This is a genomic window from Sphingobacterium sp. MYb388, assembly GCF_037479535.1.
In the GTDB taxonomy this organism is placed as follows: domain Bacteria; phylum Bacteroidota; class Bacteroidia; order Sphingobacteriales; family Sphingobacteriaceae; genus Sphingobacterium; species Sphingobacterium anhuiense.
The window spans coordinates 597,486-618,900 of sequence record NZ_JBBGYV010000002.1 but is presented as its reverse complement, the minus strand read 5'-3'; the positions used below and the strand labels follow the sequence as shown (position 1 = coordinate 618,900).

Annotated in this window: 24 protein-coding genes; 17 read left to right on the top strand and 7 right to left on the bottom strand. The window is 36.7% G+C overall.

The window, feature by feature from the left end; all coding sequences use genetic code 11:
- Positions 1-182: 182 nt before the first annotated feature.
- Positions 183-1,262 (bottom strand): hypothetical protein, encoded by a 1,080-nt coding sequence (locus WH188_RS08545; protein WP_339423825.1) that lies wholly within the window; start codon positions 1,260-1,262, stop codon positions 183-185.
- Positions 1,263-1,689: 427 nt separating this feature from the next.
- Here WH188_RS08545 and WH188_RS08540 point away from each other — a divergent pair, with 427 nt between their 5' ends.
- From WH188_RS08540 to WH188_RS08525, 4 genes are all read left to right on the top strand, one after another.
- Positions 1,690-2,121, top strand: a complete 432-nt coding sequence (locus WH188_RS08540; RefSeq protein ID WP_168127278.1) for a hypothetical protein — start codon at positions 1,690-1,692, stop codon at positions 2,119-2,121.
- Between the two features lie 310 nt (positions 2,122-2,431).
- The gene (locus tag WH188_RS08535; protein ID WP_339423824.1) at positions 2,432-2,632 is read left to right on the top strand and encodes a hypothetical protein; all 201 of its coding nucleotides are present in this window, start codon (positions 2,432-2,434) and stop codon (positions 2,630-2,632) included.
- Between the two features lie 84 nt (positions 2,633-2,716).
- Complete coding sequence (locus WH188_RS08530; protein ID WP_339423823.1) at positions 2,717-3,322, top strand: hypothetical protein; 606 nt, start codon at positions 2,717-2,719, stop codon at positions 3,320-3,322.
- Positions 3,323-4,345: 1,023 nt separating this feature from the next.
- On the top strand, positions 4,346-4,573 hold the full coding sequence (locus WH188_RS08525) for a hypothetical protein (protein ID WP_339423822.1): 228 nt from the start codon (positions 4,346-4,348) through the stop codon (positions 4,571-4,573).
- 57 nt (positions 4,574-4,630) lie between these two features.
- Here the strand turns inward: WH188_RS08525 and WH188_RS08520 are convergent, their stop codons facing one another.
- The 4 genes from WH188_RS08520 to WH188_RS08505 all read right to left on the bottom strand — a co-directional run bounded on the left by WH188_RS08520 (position 4,631) and on the right by WH188_RS08505 (position 11,439).
- Positions 4,631-5,896, bottom strand: coding sequence for a TlpA family protein disulfide reductase (locus tag WH188_RS08520; RefSeq protein ID WP_339423821.1), 1,266 nt, complete (start codon positions 5,894-5,896; stop codon positions 4,631-4,633).
- Between the two features lie 17 nt (positions 5,897-5,913).
- Positions 5,914-7,272: a RagB/SusD family nutrient uptake outer membrane protein gene (locus WH188_RS08515; RefSeq protein ID WP_339423820.1), complete on the bottom strand. Its 1,359-nt coding sequence runs from the start codon at positions 7,270-7,272 to the stop codon at positions 5,914-5,916.
- Positions 7,273-7,283: 11 nt separating this feature from the next.
- Complete coding sequence (locus tag WH188_RS08510; RefSeq protein WP_339423819.1) at positions 7,284-10,628, bottom strand: SusC/RagA family TonB-linked outer membrane protein; 3,345 nt, start codon at positions 10,626-10,628, stop codon at positions 7,284-7,286.
- A gap of 112 nt (positions 10,629-10,740) precedes the next feature.
- Positions 10,741-11,439: a hypothetical protein gene (locus WH188_RS08505; RefSeq protein WP_339423818.1), complete on the bottom strand. Its 699-nt coding sequence runs from the start codon at positions 11,437-11,439 to the stop codon at positions 10,741-10,743.
- Between the two features lie 1,000 nt (positions 11,440-12,439).
- Here WH188_RS08505 and WH188_RS08500 point away from each other — a divergent pair.
- The 6 genes from WH188_RS08500 (at position 12,440) to WH188_RS08475 (ending at position 15,957) form a co-directional block, all read left to right on the top strand.
- Entirely contained in the window at positions 12,440-12,907 is a 468-nt protein-coding gene (locus WH188_RS08500; RefSeq protein WP_339423817.1) for a hypothetical protein, read from the top strand.
- A gap of 371 nt (positions 12,908-13,278) precedes the next feature.
- Positions 13,279-13,869 (top strand): hypothetical protein, encoded by a 591-nt coding sequence (locus WH188_RS08495; protein WP_339423816.1) that lies wholly within the window; start codon positions 13,279-13,281, stop codon positions 13,867-13,869.
- Between the two features lie 336 nt (positions 13,870-14,205).
- Positions 14,206-14,343 (top strand): hypothetical protein, encoded by a 138-nt coding sequence (locus WH188_RS08490; RefSeq protein WP_339423815.1) that lies wholly within the window; start codon positions 14,206-14,208, stop codon positions 14,341-14,343.
- 26 nt (positions 14,344-14,369) lie between these two features.
- Positions 14,370-14,843 (top strand): hypothetical protein, encoded by a 474-nt coding sequence (locus WH188_RS08485; RefSeq protein WP_339423814.1) that lies wholly within the window; start codon positions 14,370-14,372, stop codon positions 14,841-14,843.
- Positions 14,844-14,857: 14 nt separating this feature from the next.
- Positions 14,858-15,331 (top strand): hypothetical protein, encoded by a 474-nt coding sequence (locus WH188_RS08480; protein ID WP_339423813.1) that lies wholly within the window; start codon positions 14,858-14,860, stop codon positions 15,329-15,331.
- 44 nt (positions 15,332-15,375) lie between these two features.
- The gene (locus WH188_RS08475; RefSeq protein ID WP_168127267.1) at positions 15,376-15,957 is read left to right on the top strand and encodes a hypothetical protein; all 582 of its coding nucleotides are present in this window, start codon (positions 15,376-15,378) and stop codon (positions 15,955-15,957) included.
- Between the two features lie 334 nt (positions 15,958-16,291).
- Here WH188_RS08475 and WH188_RS08470 read toward each other — a convergent pair whose 3' ends face one another.
- Complete coding sequence (locus WH188_RS08470) at positions 16,292-16,993, bottom strand: hypothetical protein (RefSeq protein ID WP_339423811.1); 702 nt, start codon at positions 16,991-16,993, stop codon at positions 16,292-16,294.
- Between the two features lie 560 nt (positions 16,994-17,553).
- Here WH188_RS08470 and WH188_RS08465 point away from each other — a divergent pair.
- From WH188_RS08465 to WH188_RS08450, 4 genes are all read left to right on the top strand, one after another.
- The gene (locus WH188_RS08465; protein WP_339423810.1) at positions 17,554-17,973 is read left to right on the top strand and encodes a MauE/DoxX family redox-associated membrane protein; all 420 of its coding nucleotides are present in this window, start codon (positions 17,554-17,556) and stop codon (positions 17,971-17,973) included.
- 40 nt (positions 17,974-18,013) lie between these two features.
- A complete protein-coding gene (locus WH188_RS08460) occupies positions 18,014-18,271 on the top strand; it encodes a hypothetical protein (RefSeq protein WP_168127264.1) in 258 nt (85 codons plus the stop codon).
- 384 nt (positions 18,272-18,655) lie between these two features.
- Entirely contained in the window at positions 18,656-18,949 is a 294-nt protein-coding gene (locus WH188_RS08455; RefSeq protein ID WP_339423809.1) for a hypothetical protein, read from the top strand.
- A 92-nt stretch (positions 18,950-19,041) separates the two neighbouring features.
- Positions 19,042-19,263, top strand: a complete 222-nt coding sequence (locus WH188_RS08450; protein ID WP_339423808.1) for a hypothetical protein — start codon at positions 19,042-19,044, stop codon at positions 19,261-19,263.
- A gap of 139 nt (positions 19,264-19,402) precedes the next feature.
- On the opposite strand, the gene WH188_RS08445 is transcribed toward WH188_RS08450, so the two are convergent.
- Entirely contained in the window at positions 19,403-19,672 is a 270-nt protein-coding gene (locus WH188_RS08445; protein ID WP_339423807.1) for a hypothetical protein, read from the bottom strand.
- A 74-nt stretch (positions 19,673-19,746) separates the two neighbouring features.
- Here WH188_RS08445 and WH188_RS08440 point away from each other — a divergent pair, with 74 nt between their 5' ends.
- From WH188_RS08440 to WH188_RS08430, 3 genes are all read left to right on the top strand, one after another.
- The gene (locus WH188_RS08440; RefSeq protein WP_339423806.1) at positions 19,747-19,980 is read left to right on the top strand and encodes a hypothetical protein; all 234 of its coding nucleotides are present in this window, start codon (positions 19,747-19,749) and stop codon (positions 19,978-19,980) included.
- Between the two features lie 435 nt (positions 19,981-20,415).
- A complete protein-coding gene (locus WH188_RS08435) occupies positions 20,416-20,643 on the top strand; it encodes a hypothetical protein (protein ID WP_339423805.1) in 228 nt (75 codons plus the stop codon).
- Positions 20,644-21,030: 387 nt separating this feature from the next.
- Complete coding sequence (locus WH188_RS08430) at positions 21,031-21,261, top strand: hypothetical protein (protein ID WP_339423804.1); 231 nt, start codon at positions 21,031-21,033, stop codon at positions 21,259-21,261.
- The last annotated feature ends 154 nt before the right edge of the window (positions 21,262-21,415 follow it).

Genomic DNA, 21,415 nt, shown 5'->3' with positions numbered 1-21,415 from the left:
CCACGCCAGGCTCAACGAAAATATCAGCAGGCCAAAGATGCATACAGCAAGGCAAAACATCAGCATCTTACGGTTGGTGAGTTTGCAGCTTATTACGGTTTACCACTGACGGAGGTAGTGGAACGATTATAGAACATCGAAAACTACTATCGGAGCATCCTTCCCAGCCCCGATAGTTAGTTCTATTGTCGTTCAGGCATTAATTTAGTCCATTCCGCACGTGTTTTTAACAGTTTCTTATACACATCTACCTGCAGCTTATATTTTTCTTGCGTCGCTCCGTAAAAAACTATAAAATACATATCTCCCTCTTTCAATAAAGTTCTGATGGCCAAATGCATAATTAACAATCCCCTTCCTGCCCGGAACAGTAAATTTGGCCATAATTTTTCTATTTTAGCAAGTGACTCCAAATCTACTTTACCTTCGCGCCCGTCCAATAACAATACATCGACAAGCTTAAAACGGGAAGACCCTTCTTTTAGATGGAAATAAGCTATCTGCGGTATTCGAACATATTCATTTTCTGCTCCTATTATTACCAAAACCTCGTCGCTAAGTTCTTTAAGACATATTTTCAACCGCATTTCGTCCATACTCAACAATTCATGGCTGCTTCTAAGGTGTTGTTTCCTTGCGCGTAATTCCTGCAGATCATCCTCATAAAATTTAATCAGTTTATCCCGTTCCACAGATAATTCATCAAGTTGTTTCTCGTGAAGAATTCTTAAACTCTCCTGTTGCGCACGTGATTCTTTCAATTCTTGTAAAAGTAAAACTTTACCACTACCGATCTCATCTATAGACTCTTCACGATGCAACAGCCACATTTTCATAATCTGATTTCTCTTGAACGTATAAGCGCTCACCTTTCGTTCTTTCCGGATGAAATAGTAAACCTGTACCATGATCAAGCAGAATATAACGACAACAAAGTCTCGTTCAAAATACTCAGCCTTTTGGAGATCTACTCCGAATAACGCTAAATATAGCTCATATACCACCCTTAGTGCAAGAGCGCCCATTAGCATAACTAATAACAAAAATTGAATCAAATACCGCAGCAGTTCATGTTGCCTCATAAAACTATCAGTATCCAGTCGATATACAACATAGCCAGTAGGAAATATAGCCAACACCATCAGTATAAAACTGAAAAGAAATATCAGCATATGTTTTCTTAATGTGAGACTCCAAGGAACAGAAAGTTCCGTGGTATAAAAAGTGATCAAAAAAGATGAAATGGCAGCAAGTAAAAACATCGACCATAGGTTTCCATACCACGATCTAAAGAAAAACCGAAGAGCAATCATATTTAGGTGATTATTATATTTACCCCTAAGTTAATTAAATTCGTGCAAATTACTTGTAACGCTTTCTTTACAAAACCAGTTTAACAAAATTAATTTTCCAATTCGCCGATACAAAACCTCCTTTAAATACAATAAAGCCAATTTTAAAAAGTATTTAACGGACAAGATTAATGATTCACAGATTTTGAAACCTATTTACTTCTCTTAACAAGAGATACCTAATATCTTCGTATATCGATCGAAGCAACAAACAAATTAAATGAATCAAGTCTCATATTACCTAAAGCAATAACCTGTCTCAAAGCATGCTGTTACAGTTTATTTTTTTTAAGAAAATCACGAGGAAATTGAAAAAAAATCACAAATTTTTAAACAAATGAAAAAACATCCATTCAATAATAAAGGAGTCATCGAATGGCTCGCCGCACTTTACAGTGCTACCATAAACTACCAAATGATGGAACAGGACCTTATCCTGATGTGCCTTCGTAGCTGGCTGATATCCAGGTTTGACCTTTCTGAAGATCAGATCGCCTATATCAATACCCTGTCAGAAGATTTCAAGAGCAATCTTGCGCAAGAGCTTGTCTTTGCGATCAATAATCAATCGCAGATCACATTGGATAAGCAGACTGATGAGAAACGTTCAAGTACATTGTCACGTGATTCGGTCAAGGTAACAGAATACGAATCGAAAAAGACTCAATCAGATGCCTCTGACATTCCTATCCGATCTGAAGGCGATACGCATTTTAACCTTCAGTTAGCTGGACATTTAATTATTCGGATTTATTATAAGCTCTTATAAAACACCACCTACCCGATGCATTGCCATGGGCCATACCTCTCCCATGGCATTTGCTATTTCTTAAACTGATTATTTCAAAATTTCAAAAATGGATCGTTTTATCAAGCATTTAGATATTCATTTTAGGAAAGATGACCCCTGCCGTAAGCATCTACTTGAGCACTCCAAGTAAATTTTAAAGTTATGGCATGGTTTCCATTCACGGGCTCAGACTGTACAAAAAATGTACATTTTATAAAATACTGATTTTAAGTTCTTGACTCGTCCTATAAAAGTGTCGAATTTTATACAATAAAACTTAAAAAAAAGTATGATGAAAAAAATCTTGAACAATGCGGGACTTGCTGCATCTCAAACCGAATTATTTCAACTTACCTTAGCGCAACGACAAGTGTTGATCGCAGATATCCGAACCGGTTTCGCCCAATTTATGAATACCCATTTCGATCTGCATTTCATTTATCCCTATATGATCTGGATCAGGCACAGTATTGAAGACCAACAGGAATAGGTATAAAAATAGCGATTCTAATTAACCTAATAAACCAATTTAATAGCGGATCCCTCCCGTGATTCACAATAATATATAACCATTATGCAAGATTTTAAACACAAAGTGATTAAACAGTACATTGAAACCAAGCTCAACCTGACGACAGAAAAACAAGATTTGCTTTTACAACGTGTCACACCCATGTGCCAGATCCAGAAAACCATCAAATACCAAGATGTCGAATCGCCCGGCCCTGCCCACGAAGGCCGCCTATGGCTTTCGACCCAGGCCATGGTACACAGTTACCATTACAACAAAGTCAGAGGTGCCAATTATGGCACCCAGATCTGGAAGAAAAATGAAATTATTCTATTTGCTTCAAGCCTGCTGTTCGGCGAAGATCGAACCAATCATATCCAGATGCTGGAATCCGGCATTGTGCTATCGCTGAGTTACCGCGATGCGCTGACTTTGCGGGAAGAATTTCCAGAAGTAACAGCACATATCGAGCAGATCATTGTGCAGAATGAGCAGGCCTCACAACATCGGATATTGCTGCTCAACGAACCATCCTGCGATCGGATTGTGAAGTTTGAAGCCGAAAATCCCTTGTTCTGCACCATTGCATCGGTCGGCACCAAAGCCATGCATGTCGGACTGACCCGTCAGGGTTACACGGTCCTGAAGAAAAAACTCATGGGAAGATAAAAATTAAGAAACTGTCAAAGATTTTACATACAAACTGTAAAGTATTTGACAGTTTATCTGACATTATTTTTTCAAAATATTTGTCTACACAAAGACAGTAAAACTGTCACTCTTGTGCTAACCTCCGAATCACATTTCTCTCGAACTTAGTATAGCCAACGAGTTCACGGGGAACAGCAATTCATACTCCTGTTTCAGAATGGACCATACTATACAATTTAAGGAGGTTGCCGAAAATCCTATAACAGAGTAGGCACTTATTAAAGTTTAGGCTTTTTGATCTATAAAAGCATCACGTTTATGCCTTGGTATTCATTTACTCCAATGCCACCTTCTTACAATCTCTTGACTTATTCCACCACCTTATCCGCTCCAGGTTTATTAATCTCTTATCAAAGATACACACCGATGCCCTTCGTTTTCCCTTTACCTTAGTCTTAGTTAGTTTACAGTTTAAAACTACCATTATGATTACGACTGTTTTTATATATGCTACACACGATATGGCAATCATCGGCCGCATTGTAAAAGAAATCTGTAAGTGCATTCTATAAAGGCCAATGACCATCACAAAAAACCGGACATCATCTGTGATATGGAAGCTGAGATCTGCTGTGCACTTGAAAACCAGACCAGCATTACCCATGTGCTGCTGAAAGGGATCAAAATGTGATCATGATTGCGATAGATTATTGAGTCCTGCTGCAGTGCATAGTTAAAGTTTTCAACAAATAAACCAGTAGGCAAGGATAGGCATCAGCTTGGAAAAAGCATATTGCACGGTAGCAATTACAAAAAATAACACCTATGAAAAACAACCACATCGGTATCAAAAAATACCGTTGCATATTTGCAGTATTTCCCGCAGGGTGTATGATTATTAAAGTCCACTTTAATATAGTAGCCTCCCATGTGCGGAAGCTTCTATGTGGCCAACCTGTTATACACAGGTAGTTCGATCTTTAACGATATGAATATATTAAATATTGATATCAATTGTTGAAAAATATAAATTTTAAAGCCATGGCAACACAATGGTTTACCTACAGTGGTACGGATCCAGCTGACCCGACCAATTACACAGCTGAAGGAACTTCAGCTCCTACATGTTCAGGAACTCCACAACAATTATGTGCAATACATACCGAAAATAATGGTGGTGAACCTGATCTGGAATCAATTGCATTAGAAATGGTACAAGCATTGCAAAATCAAGTGAATACCACTAATGTGAAATTAAAATCACGTTAAAAATAACCGTTGACATTTTAGTAAAAAGTAAAGGGTATGCACGCATACCCTTTACTTTTATTCATTAATTTCCTCGATCACTAAAATATTTATTTCTTCAAGTTTTATTTTAGCATTCATCCCATATGCAGCGAGCTGTAAATTCAATTCATGCAGAGTATCATACTTTCCGATTTCTATAGGTATAGCCTTGTTGACATGATCTATTAATGGTGGAAATTTCAAAGAAATATCGGTAAAAATTGCAAATGTCGCAGTACTATTATACTTCATCGGGTTAATCAAAGTACCACTATATGGTACTACAGGGCAACTTTCTAAAACAAGACAGTTCATCTTTTTTTTTCCTTCATAAGCTTTCAGACCATAAAAACTAAGAAAATCAGCTAAGATCAAGCGGGCCTGCAAGGAATCTGTTTTTTCCTTTATGTCATACCGTTCATAAGATATTGCATGATCCACCAACCATTTATCAGTCTTATTTTCAAAATTATGGTATTTTGTTGAATCTTTGACCTTCCACTGCACCCGATCCATTCTAGGGATATATTTGCTGTCCTTTATTTGTGCTCTTGCAGTTAAACTCAATAGAGCACTATATAGCGAAGTATTATAAATCGAGCTTTTAAACAATCCCGTTAGGCTATCCTTTTTGAATGTCCAAGCCTGGTAAGGAACACCATCTTGATAGCCTGAGAAAATAGCCCCCGCTTTTATCACTCGGTTACTATCATGTATTTGACTAACTAAGTTGCCCCTTCCGTAATCATCCTTCAACGGTAACGCTATCGTTTTATCTGTATAGAGTTTCAATATATTATTTTCATCAATTGATCCACTACCCGTTATTGCCTGTACTTTACCCTGGTACAAAAGTACTTCATGCGGTTCAGAGCTATGCGGAAAAACTGAATGAAAATAGCTGTCTTCATAAATAACAGGCAAATTCACCTGATGCTCTTTAAGGTATTTGTTATTTTTGAAGAACTTTTCCAAAGTTACTTTATCATGTGCGGTCACCACAATTACCTTAAATTTATCGGGATGTTTTTGTTCCAGTTCCTGCAGATGGGGCATGATCTGGATACAAGTACCACATGAAGTAGAGAAAAAATCTAAGAGAACGACTTTATCCTGCAATGCTTCCCAGTCAATAGTTTTATCTTTCCCCCGCATCAGTTTTACCTTCGTTGGTGGTACGAAATCAGCACCGATTTTCAATGCTTTAGAAAGATCAACATGCCGGTTTTTCTGGGCATAGATACTGTTGTGTAAAAATAAAATGCAACTAAATAATAATATAGACTTGATGTAATTTTTCATGTTATTCAATGTTAGGGTTAGCGCTTATTTTGTGGAACTTTTGCCAATTCAATCACCGTTTCCGATAATCGAAAGGCATATTTGTTACTAGTAGGTTCAAGAGTATAAACCTTATCTCCCATCGTTCTCGTTAATGTTTTCTTAAAACGGGAATCAAGATTCAATCTTTTCAAATCTACCCATCGTCTACCACGAAAGATGAGCTCCTTCCTCCTTTCGGCTAAAATAATTTCCAATAATTGGTTTGGATCTGTTTCAGTACACCCTACATAAGGAACTTGATGGTTCCATCTTGTTTTCAGAAGTTTATTAAGCGCAACAAGTGATTCAGAAACCTTATTTACCCGACAGGCAGCTTCAGCTTTTATCAAATAAACTTCACTACTCGTAATGCCAAAAAACAATGAATTACTTTTATCATAGCTACCTTTAAAATAATAAGAACCTTTTGGATTATTATTTACTCTAAAAAAGATATTTTTCCGAAGATCATTTTCAACATAAGATCTGATCAAAGTTGTGTCGATTAAGGCAGTAGTTGCATTCATAGGTATCGCCGCTGCAGTCAAAGCAGGAAATAATACCTCTACATTAAATTTAGGGATCGGATATGTATCTGTAGCTTTTAAGGTATTAAAATCTAACAATTCCGGCTTCAACTGCAAGCAGGAATCAGCATATAGATAAGCTTCTTGATATGCTGCCATATTCAAATAAGCCCGAGCCAGACCGGCATAAGCAGATGCTTTCGACGGTCTTCCGTTAACGACTTCTACGGTAGGAAGATTGTTGATCGCTTCCTTAAAATCACTGATGATCTGTTGATACGTATCTTTTAAAGAAGCGCGAACTGATCGGTCATCTACTCCTGTGTTTGACCGAAGAGGAATTCCTAATTCCTGTGATGCAGTACTTTCCAAATAAGCTGGACAATGTACCTCTACAAGTGATTGCATCGCAAAAGCTCGAATAAAATAAGCTCCACCCTGAACACGGTTATATTCTTCTTTATTCTTCTGACTATCTAATCCCTCATGGACTTCCATAACCTGATTAGCAATATATACTGTCTTATAAGACCGCTGCCATTGAACAACATCACTATAGGGCTCATCAGCCCAGATGTAAGCATTGCGGTGATCAATATTTGACACTCCTTGCCAACGTTCTTGGGTCAAATAATAGTCATCCGACCCCATTTCACCATACGTTGGATAACCGCCATTTAGTGTTGCGTAATCATTGAGCAACAAGTTGGCATCTGCTAAAGTTCTGGGAATTGCCATTTTAATATCCGGTTTTTTATCCAAAAACTTATCACAGGAAATAGCGGTTAGCAAAAATATCGCTAATCCTATTTTAAAAAAATTTTTCATGTCCGTAAAGATTATAAGTTAAAATTTAGACCAACTGAACACATCAATGGATCGGGCACCCAGCTACCATACTCAGGATCAATGCCTTTTTTATTGCCGCGCCAGACAGTGCCCACATTCTGGATATAACCATATATGCGCAGATTCTTAAGTCCATAACTCGCCAGTTGCGGCAATTGTAAACTGATTTGTATATCACGCAATTTAATCTGACCCGCATTTTCGACCATTATGGAAGAACTTTTATAAACTTCGCTTCCAGTCCCATTATTTGGATAAGTAAATGCAGGCACATCGGTGAGCAATTCATCTCCTGTTTTTTTCCAACGATTTACATATTCGGGATGCCCTACTCTCATGTCTAAAAAAGTATTATTATAAAATGAATTCCGCATAAATTTATGTCCCAACTGATAAGATAAGTTCCATGAAATTTCCAAATTTTTAAAGCGGATACTATTTCGATAGGATCCAAAATACAAGGGCATATGCGTTCCGTGGTTCTCCAGTTCTATCACTTTGGAACTGCTAATAGCAAAGTAATCTTTGGACACCTCTCCATTCAGATAAGCGCGCGGAGTACCATCCTCCGGATCGAGGCCTGCCCACTTATAGGTCAATAAGCTATATAGATTCATTCCTTCTATAGGTGTAGCCTGAAATGAAAGCGGTCTACTTACATGTGTACTTGCTCGGTCTGTGGCTAAAAAAGATTTGGTGACCATAGTTTTCGAATAAGCAAAAACGAGATTACTGTTCCACTCCCAATTTCCGTTATCAACTGGTCTCATATTAATAGCCACATCCCACCCTTTCGTGTCCAGATTAGCGGTATTGATGGTCATTGAAGAAAATCCAGTCGATGGATCAATCTGTCCCGGGGCAACCAGGTGTTTTGGTGTCTTATGATAGTACTCCACACTACCACTCAACAAATTGCTTTTAAGTGCAAAATCAAGCCCTAGATTGAGGTTACCCACACGTTCCCACCGTAATTTCGGATTAGGTGGAGTACTGATCTGTGCATAATTTTGTCCGGTTATGCTATTCGGATTAGTAGCGACATTCATAATCGGATAAGCTGATACTCCGGTATTGACATTACCGTTATAACCATACGTAGCACGTATTTTTAATAAAGAAAATAAAGACTGATCTAAAAAAGGCTCGTTTGATAAAATCCAAGCGCCGCCCATAGACCAAAATGGCTGTCCTCTATCATTTGTCTTTACACCAAACAGATTTGAAGCGTCTTTACGAAAACTAGCACTCAAAATATAGCGATTATCAAAAGTATAAGAGCCATTCCCATAATATGAAACAAAACGGTTATATAACTCCTGATAAAAATTATTGTCCGGTAACGTATTTTCTCCCGACATACCATTCAGGTATTTCACAACTTTTCCGGCATGCATCGTCTGAAATGTTCCGTTTTCAGGATCAAAGCCATAATATTGGGCTACACGAAAATCTTTCACCATGGAACGGATGTCATATCCTCCCAACAAACTAATATGATGCTTGCCCCATTTCCGATTATACTCCGCTGTAAGCCGTCCTTGATGCGTATAACTATTCCAGGTATAGTCTTTATAAAAATCTCCAACTGGATAGTTCCAATACATCTGTTTATCATCCCAACTTGCATACATATTAATTTGATCCCTCTGCACAAAGGTGTTTATACTTCGCCACTCCGTAATTGGATTCAAATTTCGTTGGTAAGCATAAAGACCATTCACAGACAGCCCAAAAGGAAGGCTATATTGCGCTGAAATGTTTGCGAGCATGTCTCTGTTGACTTGTGATTGTTCGGATTCATACAGCTCATTTAAAGGCGAATACCCCCAGTCCAACAGTCGTCCATTTGCAACAGTATCTCTAAAACTTGGGCTAAAACCAGTAATATCAACAGGCAACGAATTGCCTTTCTCATCTGCCAATTGCATATAGGGAAAATTTGAAACTCCTTTAGCAAGCCCATTATAATCAATAGGGATAAAACTTTTAACTTTTTTAGACTCCGTATAGGTGAGTCCAACATTAATCAAAAGATTTTTCATTGGTTTAATTTGTGTATTGGACTGAAGATTAAAACGATTATAGCTGGAAGTCACAAGCTCCTCCAAGTTTTTATCATAACCAAGACCTATAGAAGTATTGACCATCTCTCCTCCTGCATTTATCCGTACGCTATATTGCTGATTTATGGATTTTCTATAAATATATTTCATAAAATCATCGCGTATATCAATGGCCCGTAATCGATCTAATTGTCTATTTAATTCTTCTTCGGTTATTTTACCATCATGTTGGTCTTTCATTAACCAGACAATAGGTTCAGGATTACTCGCCCAATACTCCAAATCACTGTTATACCGTCCCTTATTGAAAAGTTCTCTGGTCAAATCAATATAATCTGTCGTAGGCATTTGAGGATAATAGTAGAGATCAGGTCTATCCTTAATGCTCACATTTGCATTTACAGCGACATTAACTTTTTCATTAAATTTAGCACGCTTAGTCGTAATGACAATGACTCCATTACCAGCCTTAGCTCCCCAGATTGAAGAAGCGGCAGCATCTTTCAATACAGTAACATTCTCAATATCGTTGGGATTAATGTTGTTAAAGGCTGCAAAACCATAATCACCAAGTTTACTTTCATATGGAACTCCATCAATAACTATTAGTGGTGCTTTTTCGGATCTTAATGTACTTGCACCTCTAATATTAAAACCGAAGTAATCGCCACGGAGGTTAGCATTTGTCTTAGATGCAGAAAATCCCGGCACCACATCCTCTAGCCTACTCACAAAGTCTGTAGATACTTTTCGATTAAAAAGCTTATTATCGACAAACTCAAAACTACCGGTAGCGCGTTCTTTCGGAATCTTCTGGTATCCAGTCGACACAACTTCTACTTCATCTAGTTTATTATCATCAGGTATCAATTTTACAATAATTGATACTCCTGAGGTATAATTGATTTCTTGACTTTTGTAGCCGACATAAGTGAATTTGACCAGACCTTTCAGATTCTCTACCGAAAGGCTGAAAGTTCCATCTTTCTTGGTGGAGGTTCTCCCCTTTTCTGCTTCGACTCGGACCGATACCCCTTCCAATGGTTTGTTATCTACAGCAGATACAACAGTTCCGCGCAACACATGATTCATAGGCCCATCAGCCCCGCTGTCCTTGCGGGGCGTCTGAGCACTACTCAACATATGAAAGGTCATGAATAAGCACATTAAAAGCACCTTACTGATCAGCAGTATATCTGCACCTCGTGGCTTAAGAAGCTTCCGGAGATATCCCCAGAGCTTGTTTATATATATTATATATGTGTTCATTGTTGTTAATTTTTGGATAAAGCTTCGCCTTTCACCGTTTCTTTGCCGAGGGTTGACCAGGTCGTCAATGTATCCCTCGGAAGAATCGGCGTCACAGGTAGTGAAACTTTATTTAATTCTTTTCTAATATAAATTCTTGATTCTTTTCTACTGCAGCTTTAGCTTTTATGATCAGCATCAGCTGTTCTTCCCAGATCAGTTCGACAGACTCACCAGCCGTATTAAATACTCTTCTGCTGTCTTTCACTACGGAAAGATTCTCTACTTTCACATCTAACTGAAAGTGCACATTCAGATCATTCAATACCTGTTGTTGATAGTCTTCTATACTTGTACCGCTAGGAACAGTGAGTTCATAGTCGAATAGCAGTTTTTCACAGTACTGGCAAGTTCGACAGGGGATATATCGGGCCCGATCGTGACCATGAACGATGATCTGCTCACTCGGAAAGTTAGCGGGCAGACCAAGAGCAAACAGGTAGCACTCATAGATCGCCATATTGACCATTGTAATCCGTATTACATCATTGCGTGCATCGCGTACAACAGTAATGAATGGACTAATATCTTTTTCCGATGGAATCAATAAAGAATAATAAGATTCCTTCGCTCTTTTTTCTAAGATAGCCTTAGGCACATAAGGCTGGCGACCTTTAGATCGCATTCGTCTAGCATTTTTCAATGTTCTTGTGGGTAAGAGTGTTATCATAGTTCGTTTTTTGATAACGGGGACGCACTTTTCACTCAAATACGAAAACATTTCTTCCTCTCGGGATAGCGCATAGCCGTCCCCTTTGCAAGTTTTTTGCATTATTTTAAGGTTTAAATTGGCTCCCTTAAACCCTACCCGATTGGACATAACTTGGGCATTAAGGAAACCAGGTTAAAAAAATAAATCGAGAAAATGCAATTATATAGTCTTCGTCAATTGGTTATTTGTAGTCTCCGCTATTGCATAATTTGGATTAAAGAACAAAACCGACTTTTATAATATTAATGTATTACGATAAAATATTAACGAACATCATTTGCTTTACTAAAGGAAAGATTGTACTTTTAAAGTGGAAAAAGAAAAGTAGGCCTCCGATCCTCTTTTTGTTGGAGCATATAATTGTGTACCAATAAAATAAAAGTCGGTAACATAAAACCATTCAGGGATGGTAAGAAGCTGATAATAACCTATCAAGAGCTCGCATTTTTTAGTATCAGGCATGGTCAACACACCATGCTTTCTACTATCTGCGCACATTTTGATTTGGTACTAGTTTCCCCTAACCTATTTGGCGTTATGATTAATGTAACGCTTATTCTGGCGCGCAGAAAATGTTCTTTATTAATTTGAAATTGGCGAACCGATAACCGTGATCCTCGATCAGGTTGGTGTTGGTTCTTGTGGTGGTTTTAATTCGTTCTATCATAATTTTTTTGGTTATGAAAACGATATACACTGTTGAAGCTAGGGAATTCCTTATTGGTTATAAAAACCAATAAGGCGGAACTCAATGCTTTTGAAACTGGTACCGTCAAGACCCCTCAAACCGAGATTTGAGTTTCACAAAAGACTAACATGAGCTCCGCCCTATTGAATTAATATCACGAAGATAACAAAACTCAATAGATATGGCGAACTCACGATCAGCTCATGTGAAATTTGACGGTTTCGTTTCATGAGTGACATCGTTTAGAAAAGCTTAACAAGTATGCTCCTCCTTGATTCACGCGATATACTACACAAATATAGGTAGTTATAAATAATAAAGCAACTACAGTTGCAATTAAATTCAAAACAAACTGATAAACAGATATATAAAATGAATTTCAAAAGATATTTAATGAAAGTTATCCCTGACTTTGAAGAGAAACTAAAAGATAAGTTTGATAAAAATGTGCTTGATGACCTATTGAATAAACAGTTATCAAAAATAAAAGGAAAGCCTTTCTATAATATCATGATATTATTAACATCAGAATTTGATTTTATTACGAAAGATACTTTTACTTTAATTATTGAAGATGCAAAAGCATCGATCTTAGATAAAAAAAATAGAGCTAACACAGAAGAAAAACAACGAAATAATATTCAGAAATTTATTGACCAATTTATTACCCTACAAACAGATATTGCCGATTCTGCATACATAGGTGAAACACGATTAAGTAAAATCCTAAGTTTAAAAATTGATGACTTTTATGCATGGGAGGTCGTTTCAATAGCAAATTCACAAAATTATTCGCGCTTAAAAGCCTTTGAAGATCTCTATAAAAATGATTCCGTTTAACATACCAATAAGAAGAGATACAAATAAATGGAATAAGTATAATAGCGAATATGTTTGGAGAGTGATAAATAGTGTGACGAATAACAGTACGGAATTTTATTAGACTAGAATAAATATCATGAGGTCATTACTACTTTTTGTATTCCTACTGTCAATGAGTACTATCACCTTTGGGCAGGAAGCCAAAAATATGTCAAAACAATCACCCAATCAGGTATAAGTTTAGAGGCGATCATTGCAGTAGTTGCATCATGCGACCGCAATATATAAAAAGGATATGAAATCCTTCATGAATTTTCAGTTGGTTTTACTTTATTTCTTCGCCATTACCAATTGGATGACTGATTATAAAACATAGATAATAATTAGATATGGATGACCTTATTAAATCACTAAAAAAAAGTCTTTTAGGGCTTAATAAAGAAAGCATTAAGAGGGAGCTAACAGCAAAAGAAAAGAAACAAAAGGAATATCTAAAGTATGAAATCTACTGGACTAAATTCAAGAAATTTAAAGCAGATTTTGAGAGACTAATCCTCCCTGATGTAGAAAAACTAGTGAGTAGTTTAAAAAAACCTCTTTGGGAAAAAAAAATTGTGATAAGAACCGAATCGCATATAAAAAATAGCACTAGGTTTTTTGACCCTGATCTTCCTTTTTATATGATCGTATCGATTAGTAATAAATCCAAAAGCCTAGTTAATCGTTGGGAAAAATCTCCTTTTCTTTTAATAAAAGGCAATCATAAAAATGATACAGTTGAGCTTTTTGATGTGAATCAAGACCTAACATATGTGTCTAGTTTTATTAAAAAAAATGTATGGAATAGTCCAATAGAGCAGTTTAAAATAGATGAATATAAGTTTACTTTATTTAAACCGCATTTTGAAATGTGGTTAAATAGGAATTTCGACAGAACTCATAACATCAAGGCTTACAAAATGAATAATAAGATTGTTTGATCTGAAAGCTATGACCCGGAATCAAACCAAGAGTAACAAGTGTTAGCACATCAAACTTAAGATTATGAACAAATTAACTATCATTCTTTTAGTAACTATAAACCTATTGATAGGTTCTATCTTACTATTTACCGCAGCAGTTAAAGAATTTGAGCTTTCTCAAATTAATGTACTGACTTACATATTAGGTGGTATAATAATCAGCTCGATTAGCATTATTACTATCATCTATTCTACACAAAAAAGGAACAAAAGTGGTTATAGATTTATTCACTCCACTGTGGTGAGCCGTGATCGATATCATAAATTTTCTAACAAATAGAATACTCACTAATTATGAAAAAATTAGCACTACTCGCATTCATGCTAACAATGACTACCGTTGTTTTTGGACAGGACTTTACAGAAAACGCAAAGATTGTTACAACATCAGGAATTGGTTTAGGATCAGTTATCGATATTATGGCCTCATAGGGTAGAAAAAAATAAGAAACATAGATATGAATAGCCAATTTACATTACCCAACTTTCCAGACTCGACTTTTGAAATGAAATATTCAACTTGGTTTGGTGTACAATCTTTATACAAAGACGATCAACTAGTTGAAAGATCAACAGAAAAAGGTAAGCCATTTTTAATTCCCTCTAAAACAGGAGAAATTTTAAAAGCATATCCAAAAGCTGGTTTTCCGAATATAATACAAGCGTTAGAAATCAATAATATCCAACACAATATTGTCGAAAAACTGAAGTGGTATGATTTTGCTATTGCACTACTTCCCCTCTGTTTGGTTTTTATTTTTAATGGGACAGGTATAATCATCGGAATTGCACTTGCTGCATTTCTAACCAATTTGGATATCATCAGAAATAGTAACACTAAAAAAAATAAGTATCTAAAAGTAATCGGCGTAACAGTGGCGGTCGCTGCATTTTATTTTTTAGCAGTGCAACTTTTAGAATGGAATAAATAAAAAATTGGCATATTATGAACCACCAATTTACACTACCAGATTTCCCAGATTCTAACTTTGAAATAGAAGTTTCATTTTGGACAGGTAAGCAAACATTATACAAAGATGAAGTTCTCGTGGAGCGATCCAGTGAAAAAGGAAAACCTTTTCTAATACCAGATAATAACGGAGATATTGTGAAAGCATTTCCAAAATCTGCATTTCCTGACATCATACCTGTATTACAAATCAATAACCTTAAATATAATATAGTAGAAAAACTAAAGTGGTATCAAGCAGTCTTAGCTGTAATGCCCTTTTCCATAGTATTTATTGGTGGTGGCGCACTAGGCGGGGGCATTGGGGCAGTTGCATTTATGCTCAATCTACAATTATTAAGAAATGACGATAACGGCAACCTTAAATATTTAAAAGCAATCGGTGTTATTATTGCTGCATTTGCAATTTATTTTTTGCTTAGCGCGGTGATCTGGGGATGGATTAATTAGAAAACGAGAAAAAATTTGGGATAAAAACAAAATATTAGAATGATATGGATGACCTTATTAAATCACTGGAAAAAAGTCTTTTAGCATTTGATGAAGAAATCATTAAAAGAAAGTTAACAGTAAAAGAAAAGAAACAGAAAGAAAATATAAAGTATGAAATCTACTGGGTTAAATTCAAGAAATTTAAAGCAGATTTCGAGAGCTTAATATTCAATGATGTTAAAGAACTAGCAAATAGTTTGGAAACTCCTCTTCTGGAAAAAAATATCGTGCTAAAAAACGAAACGCATATAAAAAATAGCCGCAGGTATTTTAGCCCAGATCTTCCGATTTATATGATTTTGTCGATTAGTAATAAATCGCTCAGCACGAATTATCGTTGGCAAAATGCACCTTTTCTATTATTCAAAGGTAATCATGAAAACGATACAATTGAGCTCTATTATTGCAATCAAAAACTAAGAAGTGTACATGATTTTATCGATAATAATGTATTTGGTAATCCAGTAGTACAGCTTAAAATAGATAAGTATAAGTTTAATTTGCTGAAACCACATATTAAAAAATGGCTAAATAGGTCTGTGGACAGGATTATTAAAAATGGAGATTTCGTCACGAATAATTAAATTGGTACTCTTTAATTCTTTCTCAATATCGTCCGAATTTACAAAATAGCCAGTATAATACTGGCTACCGATCTGCTTAAATATTATTGATTTTCCAGAACCATTAAGTCCTGGAAAAGACTCTTAGCCTTATCTGCGAGTTTTTCGAAGCCATAACCATCCTCGACCATCTGAATAGGTAACCATGGAAAAGGCTGTCGAGACAATAGTTTACCAAAACTAACATGCAGGCCTTGATTTTGAAAATAAGCAGGTTACTGTAGGGCTGCTATTGAACGCAAACACAATACTATTTCCGCCACATTGCCCTCTCAAACTACTTATCTAAAGCGGGTTACAATTTCACACTGGCTTTGCCATCAACACAGACTACGTTTTTAGAAGGGTTGGGATTAACTGCCGGACAGTCCATTCCTTCGGTCAACCGTACCTTAGCGGTATTCAAAGCGCTGTATTGCTGTTCCATTTCTGCAAAAGATCTAAAGTTAGGTGTATCGGTGATCGCGATAGGTACAAATTCGCAGTCTTTTCGTAAATTGATTACACCCCATTTGCTCGCGTCGGTACAGGGCGTGTCTTTGAAGAAATCTCGAACTTTAGGGAATAGCACTTCCAATCTTTGGTTAATCTCTACTAGCTCAAGATCTGTAGCCAATGCTACGATCATCTTACCATCCTTGCAGCGCACACCAAAGTGCGGAGGTAGCACAACCGGTGAAGTATCATAAACAAGCGTACCGTTTTTGCCTGGTTTGTACGCTTTATCAGCTTGTTCAGATAGCTTTCTGTATTCTTCAACCAATTTATTATACTCTTTTTCAAAACCTGGATGTACAGCGACATAACGGTAGGAAAACGTGTCAATACGCCATTCTTCTGCAGGCTTGCAAGGTTGATTTTCTGCTAACTTAATCGCTTCCTGCAATTTCATGTCCGCAAGCTGGGTTAACTCTTCATACTTATTGTCTTTTTTGCAGGCGTAAAACAGAGTCATTACAGCCAACAGACTGCATAATAAAAGGTAAGTTTTCTTCATAATTCAGATTATTTAGTATTTATAGTTAATATAACGGTTGTAAGGCATAAATCGCGACACCACTTTTAAAAGAATTTCAGACAGAGAGCCAGTACTACCCTACTCTTTCTGCCAATGAGCAACGCTTACGTTCATTATTTTTCACCTTATAGAGGCATAACTCCAGTTTTGACTTTTTTGTTGTCCTATAAATGGTCTGGAACTGAGTATTGAGAGAACAACTGCCAAAGTATTCCGAAACTGGATCATTTTACCAAGAAAAAAATCAGTTTTTTTGGTGTTTTTCAATTTTCATGCAGAATTCCATTAGGCCACAAGTTCAATGCCATTTTAGATGCAAAATACAATAAATTTCCTACAGGCAAGAAATTATTATTGCGTCATAACAAAACAACATCGTTTCACAATAAAAAATGCTAATTATTAACAATATAAATGTCACAAAATGAGCATTTTAATTGTTAAGCGCTTAACAAAAAAAGTGGCATAAATGTGCTACCGTTGCCCTTCGTTTTCCCTTTACCTTAGTCTTAGTTAGTTCACAGTTTAAAACTACGATTATGATTGCGACTATTATTACATATGCTATTGTCCTGTTATTTGTCCTGCTTTGGGCTTACACAGCAATACCAAAATTTTTTAAGATGAAATACTTCTACGATATATTAGGTTCACAGGCAATCCCCAAATGGAGCGTACCGATTCTGACTTTGCTGATACCGCTGCTGGAGCTTTCGGTTGTTTTCATGCTGCTTTTCCCGGAGACGAGATTATTAGGCCTCTACTTTTCGTTCGCACTGATGTTGATCTTCACGGTCTATGTCTCCGGGATTATTTTTCAAGTCTACGACCGTTACCCCTGCCCTTGTGGAGGTATGTTCAGAAGGATGGGATGGAAAAAACATTTAAAAGTCAATATGTGGTTGACTGCTGTTGCCCTAGTTGGCGTATTGTTAATGCAGTTCAACTTATTTAAATAACTAAAGTTTACGCTTTTTGATTTATAAAAGCAACCCGATTATGCCTTGGTATACATTCACCCCCTGCTGTTCAAAGGATGGTAATCCGAAAGACGAAAACCAGTACACGCTTTATGGCAATCATCCGCCATACTGTGAGGGCCACCTGATGGTCTGTGCGATACAGGCCATGGATCACCACAAAAAACCGATTATCACCTGCGATCTGGAAGCCGAGATCTGCTGTGCACTGGAAAATCAGACCAGCACGACCAATGTGTTGCTCAAAGGGAGCAAATGTGATCATGATTGCGATTAAGTTGAAACCATGCCGTAGTTGATAATTTGAATTGTTAAAATTTAGGTTTATGATGTAGGCCCGTACCAATGCCAGAAAAGCAAATGCTGGTACGGTGCCTCACATCAGATCAAAAGCACAGCATGTTAAATATAAAAGGTGAAGCGCTAAATATCCTGTCAACGAATAAAAAAGATAGGAATTTAGGATCACGCATCGTACGATGTTCATAGTGTCTGATTGAGGTGCATGTTATAGGCCCGGCCACTTGCCCAGAAGAGTAAATGCTGGTGCGGGCCTAGCATCACCTGATAACACAGATGTTAAAAAACAAAAGGGCGAAGCTGAAAACCCTGTAAACGAGTAAGCAAGATAGGAATTTAGGTTCATTCAAAGCAAAGCAAGATGAGAATATGGTATCTCTTTACACCCAGACAAGGTACACGGTTTGATCCTACCGATCCCGCACAGTACACACGTTATGTGGTCGGTAAAAAATCGCCCTGCACTCAGGGCTGTACAGATAAGATCTACGCCATCAATGCCTGCTTTGATGCAACCGGAAAGCCCATTATTGATGAATCACTTCAAAAAGAAATGGCAGCAGCAGTACGCTGTGGTCATGATAGTGAAAACATCATCCTGAGACAGGAATATTTCCTGCAAGAAGGTACCAATAAGGTTTGGTACCATTTATAAAAAAAGAATAAAGGAGCATGTCGAAAATCCTTTAAAGAGTAGACAAAAGAAATTAAAGTTTATGCTTTTTGATCTATAAAAGCGCTACGATTATGCCTTGGTATAAATATAATGGTGGTGACATTGGTAATCCAAACAATTACACGAACGTGGGAAACACTCCTCCATCCTGTCCAAATCCTAACATTCGCCTCTGCGCAATACAAGCTGCGGATAATATGGGACAACCTATTATAACAGCTGCACTAATTATGGAAATATCAAATGCTTTGAATAATAGAGTAGAAACCACCAATGTGTTACTCTGTCCGTAATGCAAAGCATTAAGTTAAATTAAACTGAAGAGAAATAAATAATAAGGAGCAGGTCGAAAATCCTATAACAGAGTAGACAATAAAGAAATTAAAGTTTAAGCTTTTTGATGTATAAAAGCGCTACAATTATGCCTTGGTATCAATTTACACCTGCATTTCCTCCAGGAAATCCCTGCGACCCAAATGAATATACATTGGTGGGAAATGCTCCGCCGTCATGTCCTAATCCAAACAATTTTATTTGTGCTATACAGGCCATTAACAATTTTGGACAACCAATTATTACTGCGGCGCTAGTCTGCGAAATAAATGCAGCTTTGGAAAATAGGACAGAAAGTGTGAATGTATTACTGAAACCAACACCATAGTTGAAGGTTAAAGAAACACGTTTATCGAAAAAAAGGAGCATGTCGAAAATCCTATAACAGAGTAGACGAAAGAAATTAAAGTTTAGGCTTTTTGATCTATAAAAGCAAACAGATTATGCCTTGGTATGCATTTACACCTGCTGGGATCCCAAAAAATCCCTGTGATCCTAATAGTTATATACTAATAGGAAGCACACCACCATCATGTCCAAATCCTAACAATTTTTTATGTGCCATACAGGCATTTGATAATATGGGAGCACCGATTATGACATTCGCACTTCAATGTGAGATCGCAATAGCGCTTCAAAATAGAACCGATACGACCAATGTATTATTAAAACCTTAATGTTTGAGGTTAAGATTTAAAAGATATTAATAAAAGGAGCATGTCGAAAATCCTAAAACAGAGTAGACTAGAAAGAAATTAAAGTTTAAGCTTTTTGAACTATAAAAGCCCTACAATTATGCCTTGGTATAGATACAATTCCGGAGATATTTGCAACCCAAATAGTTACAGCCCTGCTTCAACACCACCAAACTGTCCAAATCCGAACAATTTTCTTTGTGCAATACAGTCCATTGATAATATGGGTCATCCAATAATTACAATGAGTTTAATATGCGAGATCGCTAATGCAGTAAACAGTAGGACTGAAAGTACTAATGTACTATTAAGGCCAACACCTTAAAAAAATTTAGGACAACGTCGAAAATCCTATAACAGAGTAGACAATAAAAAAATTAAAGTTTAAGCTTTTTGAACTATAAAAGCGCTACAATTATGCCATGGTATTCATATATCGGAGGAAATATCTGTAGTCCTAACAGTTATACAATTGTTGGAAGTACACCTCCACCTTGTCCAAATCCAAACAATTTCTTGTGTGCGATACAGGCTAGTGATAATTCGGGTTCTCCTATTATTACACTTGCTTTAATATGTGAGATAGCTAATGCGGTGAACAGTAGGACTGAAAGTACAAATGTGCTTTTAAGGCCAACTCCATAAAGTAAGCATGATAGAAATGGATAATATGGACAACGAATTTTGACTTTCGAGCTCATCTGTGAAATAGCAAGAGCTTTGGAGAGCAAAACAAATACAGTCAATGTGTTTCTAAAAACATAAAAAAGTGAAAACACATGACAAGAAGCATGACACTTTTCTCACACGCGCGTGAATAAAAATAAGTGTAGCTAGGTTGGCAAATTGTAAAGACGTAAAAACTTACTAAAAAAAGACGTAAAACACAATTTATATACCTAAGCAACCATTAAAACGGAAGGTGCCGAAAATCCACAATCGAGTAGGCAAAGGGCGAAGCTGAAAACCCTATCAATAGAGTAAGCAACCAATTAAAGTTTATGCTTTTTGATTTATAAAAGCACTACCATTATGCCTTGGTATTCATATAATAATCCCGGTAGTATTGGAGATCCTAACAGCTACAATCTTGAAGGAAATACACCTCCAAGCTGTCCAAACCCCAACAATTTCATATGTGCTATTCAGGCCAATGACAACTTGGGGAAACCTATTCTTACATTCGGGTTAGTTGTGGCAATTGCAGATGCGCTTCAAACAAGAACAGAAAGTACTAATGTATTGCTAAAACCAACTCCATAAAGAAGAGTTGAAATATATTATTATTTGTGTAAAAACAAATTAATGAAGCGTTTCTAAAAACGCTTCTAACATTCCGGTTTAGCCGTACTGCCCGCGAGCAGCTTAAAGAAAGAGACCCTGCAAATTATATTTTGCAGGGTCTCTTGTGTATCCC

Coding starts and splice junctions, on each gene's coding strand:
- WH188_RS08545 (WP_339423825.1), bottom strand. CDS start 1,262: ATGTTTTTACTTGCTGCCATTTCATCTTTTTTGATCACTTTTTATACC.
- WH188_RS08540 (WP_168127278.1), top strand. CDS start 1,690: ATGAAAAAACATCCATTCAATAATAAAGGAGTCATCGAATGGCTCGCC.
- WH188_RS08535 (WP_339423824.1), top strand. CDS start 2,432: ATGATGAAAAAAATCTTGAACAATGCGGGACTTGCTGCATCTCAAACC.
- WH188_RS08530 (WP_339423823.1), top strand. CDS start 2,717: ATGCAAGATTTTAAACACAAAGTGATTAAACAGTACATTGAAACCAAG.
- WH188_RS08525 (WP_339423822.1), top strand. CDS start 4,346: ATGGCAACACAATGGTTTACCTACAGTGGTACGGATCCAGCTGACCCG.
- WH188_RS08520 (WP_339423821.1), bottom strand. CDS start 5,896: ATGAAAAATTACATCAAGTCTATATTATTATTTAGTTGCATTTTATTT.
- WH188_RS08515 (WP_339423820.1), bottom strand. CDS start 7,272: ATGAAAAATTTTTTTAAAATAGGATTAGCGATATTTTTGCTAACCGCT.
- WH188_RS08510 (WP_339423819.1), bottom strand. CDS start 10,628: ATGAACACATATATAATATATATAAACAAGCTCTGGGGATATCTCCGG.
- WH188_RS08505 (WP_339423818.1), bottom strand. CDS start 11,439: ATGCAAAAAACTTGCAAAGGGGACGGCTATGCGCTATCCCGAGAGGAA.
- WH188_RS08500 (WP_339423817.1), top strand. CDS start 12,440: ATGAATTTCAAAAGATATTTAATGAAAGTTATCCCTGACTTTGAAGAG.
- WH188_RS08495 (WP_339423816.1), top strand. CDS start 13,279: ATGGATGACCTTATTAAATCACTAAAAAAAAGTCTTTTAGGGCTTAAT.
- WH188_RS08490 (WP_339423815.1), top strand. CDS start 14,206: ATGAAAAAATTAGCACTACTCGCATTCATGCTAACAATGACTACCGTT.
- WH188_RS08485 (WP_339423814.1), top strand. CDS start 14,370: ATGAATAGCCAATTTACATTACCCAACTTTCCAGACTCGACTTTTGAA.
- WH188_RS08480 (WP_339423813.1), top strand. CDS start 14,858: ATGAACCACCAATTTACACTACCAGATTTCCCAGATTCTAACTTTGAA.
- WH188_RS08475 (WP_168127267.1), top strand. CDS start 15,376: ATGGATGACCTTATTAAATCACTGGAAAAAAGTCTTTTAGCATTTGAT.
- WH188_RS08470 (WP_339423811.1), bottom strand. CDS start 16,993: ATGAAGAAAACTTACCTTTTATTATGCAGTCTGTTGGCTGTAATGACT.
- WH188_RS08465 (WP_339423810.1), top strand. CDS start 17,554: ATGATTGCGACTATTATTACATATGCTATTGTCCTGTTATTTGTCCTG.
- WH188_RS08460 (WP_168127264.1), top strand. CDS start 18,014: ATGCCTTGGTATACATTCACCCCCTGCTGTTCAAAGGATGGTAATCCG.
- WH188_RS08455 (WP_339423809.1), top strand. CDS start 18,656: ATGAGAATATGGTATCTCTTTACACCCAGACAAGGTACACGGTTTGAT.
- WH188_RS08450 (WP_339423808.1), top strand. CDS start 19,042: ATGCCTTGGTATAAATATAATGGTGGTGACATTGGTAATCCAAACAAT.
- WH188_RS08445 (WP_339423807.1), bottom strand. CDS start 19,672: ATGCTCCTTTTTTTCGATAAACGTGTTTCTTTAACCTTCAACTATGGT.
- WH188_RS08440 (WP_339423806.1), top strand. CDS start 19,747: ATGCCTTGGTATGCATTTACACCTGCTGGGATCCCAAAAAATCCCTGT.
- WH188_RS08435 (WP_339423805.1), top strand. CDS start 20,416: ATGCCATGGTATTCATATATCGGAGGAAATATCTGTAGTCCTAACAGT.
- WH188_RS08430 (WP_339423804.1), top strand. CDS start 21,031: ATGCCTTGGTATTCATATAATAATCCCGGTAGTATTGGAGATCCTAAC.